At 52.7% G+C, this 8431-nt stretch carries 8 protein-coding genes; all 8 read right to left on the reverse strand.

Translation table 11 applies throughout. From position 1 onward, the window contains the following. Window positions 1-154 precede the first annotated feature (154 nt). The 8 genes from LPA02S_RS09460 to rpsB all read right to left on the reverse strand — a co-directional run bounded on the left by LPA02S_RS09460 (window position 155) and on the right by rpsB (window position 8192). Entirely contained in the window at window positions 155-1876 is a 1722-nt protein-coding gene (locus LPA02S_RS09460; RefSeq protein WP_054649798.1) for a proline--tRNA ligase, read from the reverse strand. Window positions 1877-1934: 58 nt separating this feature from the next. Then, window positions 1935-3173: an RIP metalloprotease RseP gene (rseP, locus tag LPA02S_RS09465; protein ID WP_174520300.1), complete on the reverse strand. Its 1239-nt coding sequence runs from the start codon at window positions 3171-3173 to the stop codon at window positions 1935-1937. Between the two features lie 41 nt (window positions 3174-3214). After that, window positions 3215-4006, reverse strand: coding sequence for a phosphatidate cytidylyltransferase (locus LPA02S_RS09470; protein WP_056956409.1), 792 nt, complete (start codon window positions 4004-4006; stop codon window positions 3215-3217). Between the two features lie 20 nt (window positions 4007-4026). Further along, a complete protein-coding gene (uppS, locus tag LPA02S_RS09475; RefSeq protein WP_156471015.1) occupies window positions 4027-4707 on the reverse strand; it encodes an undecaprenyl pyrophosphate synthase in 681 nt (226 codons plus the stop codon). Between the two features lie 288 nt (window positions 4708-4995). Beyond that, entirely contained in the window at window positions 4996-5553 is a 558-nt protein-coding gene (frr, locus tag LPA02S_RS09480; protein WP_054649796.1) for a ribosome recycling factor, read from the reverse strand. After that, entirely contained in the window at window positions 5553-6275 is a 723-nt protein-coding gene (gene pyrH, locus LPA02S_RS09485) for a UMP kinase (RefSeq protein ID WP_056956411.1), read from the reverse strand. The genes frr and pyrH overlap by 1 nt, the downstream gene beginning before the upstream one ends. A gap of 192 nt (window positions 6276-6467) precedes the next feature. Next, entirely contained in the window at window positions 6468-7349 is an 882-nt protein-coding gene (gene tsf, locus LPA02S_RS09490; protein ID WP_054649794.1) for a translation elongation factor Ts, read from the reverse strand. 81 nt (window positions 7350-7430) lie between these two features. After that, window positions 7431-8192: a 30S ribosomal protein S2 gene (rpsB, locus tag LPA02S_RS09495; protein WP_056956412.1), complete on the reverse strand. Its 762-nt coding sequence runs from the start codon at window positions 8190-8192 to the stop codon at window positions 7431-7433. Window positions 8193-8431 lie beyond the last annotated feature (239 nt).

An 8431-nucleotide genomic window follows, 5' to 3' on the forward strand; every position in this document is an offset into this window, starting at 1 on the left:
TTCAACCGGAACCACCACACCAGTACGACCAGCCACCGCAGCGGTCCACCAAGTCGCAGTCCCCCACAGCACCCCCACTGGCGAGAACCACCACCCAAACAAATAGCGGAGCACCGATGCTGTGACCGGTACCCCGCTAGCTTATTTGTACACTCTAGTCGTTACTTTCGTCTTCACCCTTCAGCAAGATGGCAATCGAGTTCACGAGCTCTTCTTGTTTCACCTCAATGGCGTCCCCGTGCGCACGCAGCTTCACTTCGACGATTCCGTCATCAGCTTTCTTACCCACGGTCACCCGCACCGGCAAGCCAATCAGGTCCGCATCCGCAAACTTAACGCCCGGACGCTCCTTGCGGTCATCCATCAGCACACTGTAGCCTGCGTCCTCGAGTTGCTTGGTCACGTCCTCGGCCAACTGCACCTGAGCCGCCTGCTTCACGTTCATTGGCAGCACGTGTACATCGAATGGCGCAATGTTTTGCGGCCACACAATGCCCTGGTCGTCGGAATGCTGCTCCACGATGGCGGACAATAGGCGGGAAACCCCAATACCGTACGAACCCATGATGATTGGTTTATTACGACCGTTCTCGTCCAGGAAGTTGGCACCCATCGACTCGCTGTAACGCGTACCCAGCTTGAAGATGTGACCAATCTCAATACCGCGGGTAAACTGCAGTACTCCCTGGCCATCTGGCGACATTTCACCAGCAGTCACAAAGCGAATGTCGGCGACCTGTGTGGCTTCAAAGTCACGCCCGGGATTAACGTTCTGGTAGTGCTGGCCCGGCTGGTTAGCACCAGCAAAGGCGTTGACCATCTCGCTCACACTTTGATCCTGAATGACCCGCACCGTCTCATCGACGTTCAGGGGTCCGACGTTACCAGGTTCGGCGTGCATGTACTGTTCGACCTGTTCAGCTGTCGCCATCTCCAGGAAGTCGGCCCCCAACAGGTTCTTGAGCTTAACGTCGTTGATTTCATAGTTGCCCCGCACAATGGCCAAAACGGGTTCTTCGTCAGCAATGAACAACACGGCCTTGATAATCTGGTCAGCGTTTACGCCCAGCTTTGCCGCAACCTCGTCGACCGTCTTAGCGTCGCCGGTATCAACCAGACCCAGCTCGCTCTGTTCCTCATGACTAACAGTTGGTACCGTCATGGACGTGGCCATTTCAAGGTTAGCAGCGTAAGTGGAGCCGTCCGAGTACACAATCGTGTCCTCACCAATTGGGGCAATGGCGGAAAATTCCTTGGAATCCTGACCACCCATCGCACCACCATCACCGATGATAACGCGGTAGTTTAAGCCCAAAGCATTGAAGACGTTGATGTACGCCCGTTCCATGTCGTGGTAAACGGTGTCCAGGTCCTGCTCGTTACTCGTGAACGAGTAGGCATCCTGCATCACAAACTCACGGCCACGCAACAAGCCGTAACGTGGGCGGTCTTCATCGCGAAACTTAGTCTGAATTTGGTAGAGTACCAGTGGCATCCGCTTGTAACTGGTCAGCTGGTTCCGGACCATGGCGGTAAAGGTTTCTTCGTGGGTTGGTCCAAGAATCATCCCCCGTTCATGCCGGTCAGATAGTTGGTAGAGGTTAGGCCCGTAAGTTGACAAACGGCCCGATTCCTCCCACAGTTCGGATGGTAGCAGGTGCGGCTGGGTCATCTTGACCGCCTCAATCCGCTCCATTTCGTGGTCAATGATGGCCTCAATTTTGTCCAGAACGCGTTGTGCCAACGGCAGGTAGGCGTACACCCCGGCAGCCACCTGGTTGATATACCCCGCACGGAGCATCAACTGGTGTGACTTGGCCTCGGCGTTGGCCGGGACTTCTTTGGTAGTAGGAATAAACATCCGACTCTGTTTCATTAAGTGGTTCCTCCTCAAAATCTATGTAGGGACGCAAAGTTGCGCCCGCCTATGGTAACTAAAAAATTCGTAATATATCGTTGATGGTAACGGCCACCATCAGCGCAATCAGTAGACCGGCAAACACTAAGGTGACCATGGCCTCATGCTCGCGCTTCACGGCTTTGCCCCGGACAAGTTCAATTAGGTTAAACAGAATCTTACCCCCGTCCAGCATTGGAATCGGTAGTAGGTTCATGATACCTAGGTTGATGGAGAGCGACGCCATAAAGTAGAGGATTGTGTAGATGCCCTCGTGCGATACCTGACTCGTCATGGTGTAGATGCCGACCGGACCAGCTAGTTTATTCAGTGAAAAGCCGCCAAAAACTAGTGATCGTAACGCCTTGAAAATCTGCTGGGTAATGGCCCACGGCTGGGTAAATCCGTACTTAACGGCGTTCACTACCCCAGTGTCCCGCGAACTATATACACCGAGCACACCCTTCTTAACGTGTACCCGCAACCGATTGGTCGTATCCCCGCGGCGAACGGTCACGGCGACGGTCTGGTCCTTGTCGCCCTTAATGGCCGTCGCGATATCGCTAAAACTGGCTACTTCGTGCTGACCAATCCGCACAATTTTATCGTTCGACTTCAGACCCGCAACGGCCGCGCCCGAGTTGCTTTCAACACCGCCAATGACGTTGCTATTCGACGGCGTCCCCCCAAAGGCCAATGCAAGCACAAAGAAAGTGACAACCGCTAACAGAAAGTTGTTCAGGGGGCCGGCAAAGTTGATGAGGATCCGTTGCCAAAGCGGTGCACTCTGGAACTGTACGTCCTCGGGTGCAATTTGGACTTCAACCCCGTCCTCTTCAATAATCGTGGCGTCGTGCGCAACCGTGAATGTCCGCGCGTCCTCTTCATCCCCGTTAACGTAACCGGAAATGGTCAGCGCGTTCACCAGGTCAACTTTGTCCACCACCAGCGGAATTCCCCCCGTTAGCGTCAGCCGGTCGCTAGTATTGATACGAACCACCTGGCCGTCGTCACCGATAGTAACCGTGACCTGCGTGCCCGGTTTGATGTCAGCCTCTTCATCCTGCCATCCAGCCATACGGACGTAACCACCGAGCGGTAGCAAACGTAGGGTGTACGTGGTGTGATTATGGTGGGTGCTTAGTAGTTTCGGCCCCATCCCCACAGAAAATTCACGCACTAACACGCCGGAGCGCTTCGCAAAGAAGAAGTGGCCGAACTCGTGCACGATTACGATGGTACCGAAAATAATAATGAACCAAATAATTGTCGCCAGCATGAAACCCCTCCTCGGGAATGGCCGACACCAGCTCTACGTTAAACGAAGCCGAGCCAGTGTAGCATTGGTAGGACAAACAGCATACTGTCAAAACGATCGAGAATACCGCCGTGCCCCGGCAAAATTTTGCCCGAATCCTTGACGCCATAATAACGCTTGAGCGCCGACTCGACTAGGTCGCCCAACTGACCCCAGATGGATAGGAACAGCGCAATGAGAATCAATACTGGCAGGCTGTAGCCAAAATCGAAGAACTGGCCGTAAATAGCGGCGAAGATCATCGCGATAACCACGCCACCGATTGAACCCTCCCAGGTTTTGTTCGGGCTGATTGCTGGCCACAACTTGTGCTTACCAAATGCCCGACCAAAGATGTACGCACCGGAATCGGTCAACCACACAATCAACATCCCAAACATCAGCAGGGCTAAACTCCCCTGGTTACGGGCCATATCAAAGTAGTGGAAACCAGTCCCCACGTAGAGAATGCCCAGCATCGTAACGCTCACGTTATCGAAGTTGGTTTTATTCTTGCTGGTAACCGTTAGGAGCAGCAGCACCATCATGAAAATCCCCAGTAAATCAATCCGACTTAACCCCGTTTGGAGAATCCACTTGAGGTACTGGTCGGGTAACACTACTGCCAGTGTGCCGAGAGCGGCCACCAGGGCCTCCACCGAAACAATGATCTTCTTGCGCATGATGAATATTTCGCTAATACCTACCAGCGCCAGAACGGCGGCAGCAAGGTCTACCCACGGGCCACCAACAATCAGGATGGGAATAAAAATGATTAGAGCGACAACCGCCGTAATTACACGTTGCTTCATTGTATGAAAAGCTCCTTCTTCTACTTAACTTTACCAAATCGCCGGTTGCGGCTCTGAAAATCCCGAATGGCTGATTCAAGGTCAGCGGGGGCAAAGTCCGGCCACAACTGGTCAGTGAAGACCATTTCGGAATACGCCAGCTGCCAAAGGAGGAAGTTGGAAATCCGTTCCTCACCACTGGTACGAATCAGCAAGTCGGGATCCGCCAGCTCACCTAATGGAGCCGTCATGAGCTGCCCACTGATGGTGTCCATGTCAATAGCGGATGGGTCTAGTTCACCCGCTGCAGCAGCAGTAGCAATGGCGCGCGTTGCTTGCACCAACTCGTCCCGACCACCATAGTTCAACGCAAAGTTGAGCACCATGCCGGTATTATCCGCCGTATCTTTAACCGCGTTGAGCGTGGCCGTCCTGGTGGATTCAGGCAGCTGATCGACGTTTCCCATCACCATGACACGGACGTTTTGCTCAATCAGCTCAGGAACAAATTTATTGAAAAAAGTGACCGGCAGACTCATGAGGTAAGACACCTCTTTTTGCGGACGGCCCCAGTTTTCGGTTGAAAAAGCATACAGCGTCAGCACCTTTACGCCCAAATCACTCGCGGCGCGCGTAATGGTCCGCACGTTTTCCATACCCTGCTTGTGACCGGCTATGCGTGGCAAGTGCCGCTTTTGTGCCCAGCGCCCGTTACCATCCATAATAATGGCGACATGCCGCGGGATCCGGTCCGGATCCAGTGCGGTCACCGCCGCGTCTTTGGCTTTAAACAAAAGAACGCCTCCAATTTATTTTTCAGGTTTAATTCTAGCAAAGTCGCCGGCGAACACCAACCTTAAACCGCGCCGCGTCACAATCATTACTAAAAACACGATGACCCTAAAGGCACCAATGGCACTTTAGGGTCATCTAGATGGTTATTCCTGACGCGAAATCCACGATAACCACCGGCTAATTCACGTTCGCATTGCCCGTCAAGTCGGCGGCAATTAACCCTCGGTGATTTCCTTTTCCTTAGCGGCAGCCATGTCGTCGGCAGCCTTAGTGGCGTCATCCGTCACCTTCTGAACGTCCTTTTCAAAACGGCGGAGTTCATCTTCACTAATTTCACCGTCTTTTTCCTGCTTCTTCAGGTGGTCCATGGCCTCACGACGCACGTTACGAATGGCAACTTTGCCCTGTTCAGCATGCTTGCCGACCTCTTTGGCCAGTTCCTGACGGGTTTCCGTCGTTAATTGCGGAATCACTAACCGAATCACGGAACCATCGTTTTGTGGGTTAATCCCCAAATCGGACTTCAGCAGGGCCGTCTCGATGTCCTTCAAACTGGACTCATCGTACGGGCTCACCTGCAGTACCCGGGGTTCAGGAATCGTGATGGCGGACATCTGGTTCAGCGGTGTTGGCGCCCCGTAATAGTCCACATTGATGCCAGTCAACAGGCTAGCATTCGCGCGGCCGGCCCGAATTGAGCCCAAGTCGCGTTCCAAAGCCTTCAGGGATTTATCCATCCGGTCCTTGGCATCATTAATCGCTGCGTTAGCCATTATTCTTCTCCTCCTTCAATCGTGGTCCCGACATCTTCGCCTTTGACCACGCGCTCAATGTTACCTGGTTCATTCATATTAAACACAACCAACGGGATGTCATTATCCATGGATAGCGAGCTGGCCGTCGTGTCCATCACGTTCAACCCCTTCGCAATAATGTCCATGTGCGTGAGGTGGTCGAACTTAACGGCGCTGTCGTCCTTGGCCGGGTCAGCGGAGTAGACACCGTCCACACCGTTCTTCCCCATCAGGATAACGTCAGCATTAATCTCTGCCGCCCGCAAAGCCGCGGTAGTATCCGTGCTGAAGTACGGGTTACCGGTACCAGCAGAGAAAATCACTACGCGGCCCTTTTCCAGATGACGCACGGCCTTCCGGCGAATGTAAGGTTCAGCAATCTGCCGCATTTCAATGGAGGTTTGTACGCGTGTTGGTACGTCAATCTGTTCAAGTGCATCTTGCAAAGCCAGGCCGTTCATGACCGTGCCGAGCATGCCGATGTAATCAGCCTGTGCCCGCTCAATGCCCATCGCGGCACCAGCTTCACCGCGCCACATGTTACCACCACCACAAACGATGGCTACCTGAACGCCTAAATCGTGAACCGCTTTGATTTCCTTGGCAATTTTGCCAATGACTGGTGGCTGAATACCGAAGCCAGCATCCCCGGCCAAGGCCTCACCACTAATTTTCAACACAATACGCTTGTACTTAACCATGAATATTACTCCTCTATGTTTGCTACCCACTAGTTTACCATAGTCGCGGCGGTCCGTCCTAGTGATTCCCACTCCCAAAACCGGCTTTTGCCGGTTCATCTATCCGTGCAAAGTTGGCGTCGGCCTTGGCCTGCTCGCGGGCAAACGCCACACAAAAAGCCGCAGCAGATGCCGCGGCCTTGCCGACTATTGCTAGTCCTTGATCTGACCCATAACTTCTTCGGCGAAGTCATTGGCCTTCTTTTCGATACCTTCACCAACTTCGTAGCGGGTAAAGGCTTCGACAGTACCACCCTTGGAGGCAACAAACTTGCCCACGGTCTGATCGGAATCCTTCACGAATTCCTGGTCAACCAATGAGATTTCGGACAACCACTTGTTGACACGACCCTCAACGATCCGTGGAACGATCTTTTCTGGCTTGCCTTCGTTCTTGGTCTCTTCAGTGAAGACGTCAGTTTCGTGCTGCAATTCGTCAGCAGGAACGTCATCGCGAGTCAGGTACTTAGGGTTAATGGCAGCTACGTGCATCGCAACGTCGCGCGCAGTATCTGCATCAGCACCCTTCAAAGTTACAACAACAGCAATCTGGGCACCGTTGTGCAAGTATGAACCGAACTCTTCGTCGTCACCCTTCTTGATGATGTTGAAACGACGAAGCTTGATGTTTTCACCAATCACGGCCGTCAATGACTTAGCAGCCATGTCAATGGTGTCACCACTAGCCATCTTCAGGTTCAAAGCAGCATCCATGTCGGCAGGTTCGTTGTCAGCAATCACCTGAGCAACTTCCTTTACGTAGTCAGTAAACTTTTCGTTGGAAGCAACGTAGTCAGTTTCAGAGTTAACTTCGATAATTGCGGCCGTGTTGCCCTTAACGGCAACGGCAGCCAAACCTTCAGCGGCGGTGTTGCCACTCTTCTTAGCAGCCTTAACCAGACCACGTTCACGTAAAACGTCAACGGCCTTGTCCATGTCACCATCGGCCTCAACCAACGCCTTCTTGGCGTCCATCATACCGGCCTGAGTCTTGTCACGCAATTCCTTCACTTGTGCTGCAGTAATCTTAGCCATAGCTGGCAATCCTCCTTAATTTGAAAAAAGCTGCCCGGAGCACCAGGCCCAGACAGCTTATTTAATTACAATGGTTAAATATTAGTCCTGAGCTTCGGCAGTGTCAGTTGCTTCGGCTTCAGTGGCTGCGTCTGCGGATGCATCGTCAGCGCCCTGTTCTTCACCCTGCTTACCTTCGATAATGGCATCAGCCATCGTGGAAGTAATCAGGCGAACGGCACGGATTGCATCATCGTTAGACGGGATGATAACGTCGATGTCATCTGGGTCAGTGTTCGTGTCAACCATGGCAACGATTGGGATGTTCAGCTTGTGGGCTTCGGCAACCGCAATCTTTTCCTTGCGTGGGTCAACGATGAACATTACGTCTGGGATGCGAGGCATGTCTTCGATACCGCCAAGGAACTTCTCAAGCTTAGCCTGCTGCTTCTTCAACAGGGCAACTTCCTTCTTTGGCAGACGGTCGAAAGTACCATCCTCAGCCATCTTCTTGATGCTCTTCAGACGACGGATACGGGTCTGAATCGTAGTCCAGTTGGTCAAAGTACCACCAAGCCAACGGTGGTTAACGAAGAACTGGCCGGCACGAGCTGCTTCTTCAGCGATGGAATCCTGAGCCTGCTTCTTAGTACCAACAAACAAGAAAACACCGTTGTCTGCGGCAACATCCTTAACGAAGTTGTAGGCGTCATCAATCATCTTGACCGTCTTCTGCAGGTCGATGATGTAGATACCGTTACGTTCCGTAAAGATGAATGGCTTCATCTTAGGGTTCCAACGACGGGTCTGGTGACCAAAGTGGACACCAGCTTCAAGCAACTGCTTCATGCTTAATACTGACATGATAAATCCTCCATAATGTGGTTTGACTTCTTGAAGCCATCAACTCACAGGAAGACGCTCGCGCGCACCGATCCTGCAATCCGGCTCCAATGTAAGCTTGTGTTTTGCACACGCATGATAGTATACCCGATAATACTGGTCGACGCAACCAAAACGCACAATTAGTATGCTAGGACGGGTGTGAACGCGCGGGTGACCTTTGGGACTGCGGCTTACGTGGGGTGCTCCATGGTAACCAC

It is taken from the genome of Lacticaseibacillus pantheris DSM 15945 = JCM 12539 = NBRC 106106, from assembly GCF_001591865.1.
Lineage (GTDB): Bacteria > Bacillota > Bacilli > Lactobacillales > Lactobacillaceae > Lacticaseibacillus > Lacticaseibacillus pantheris.

What these genes read in the sequence shown, in the direction of transcription:
- LPA02S_RS09460 (WP_054649798.1), bottom strand. Translation starts at nt 1,876, where the DNA reads ATGAAACAGAGTCGGATGTTTATTCCTACTACCAAAGAAGTCCCGGCC.
- LPA02S_RS09470 (WP_056956409.1), bottom strand. Translation starts at nt 4,006, where the DNA reads ATGAAGCAACGTGTAATTACGGCGGTTGTCGCTCTAATCATTTTTATT.
- uppS (WP_156471015.1), bottom strand. Translation starts at nt 4,707, where the DNA reads ATGGATGGTAACGGGCGCTGGGCACAAAAGCGGCACTTGCCACGCATA.
- frr (WP_054649796.1), bottom strand. Translation starts at nt 5,553, where the DNA reads ATGGCTAACGCAGCGATTAATGATGCCAAGGACCGGATGGATAAATCC.
- pyrH (WP_056956411.1), bottom strand. Translation starts at nt 6,275, where the DNA reads ATGGTTAAGTACAAGCGTATTGTGTTGAAAATTAGTGGTGAGGCCTTG.
- tsf (WP_054649794.1), bottom strand. Translation starts at nt 7,349, where the DNA reads ATGGCTAAGATTACTGCAGCACAAGTGAAGGAATTGCGTGACAAGACT.
- rpsB (WP_056956412.1), bottom strand. Translation starts at nt 8,192, where the DNA reads ATGTCAGTATTAAGCATGAAGCAGTTGCTTGAAGCTGGTGTCCACTTT.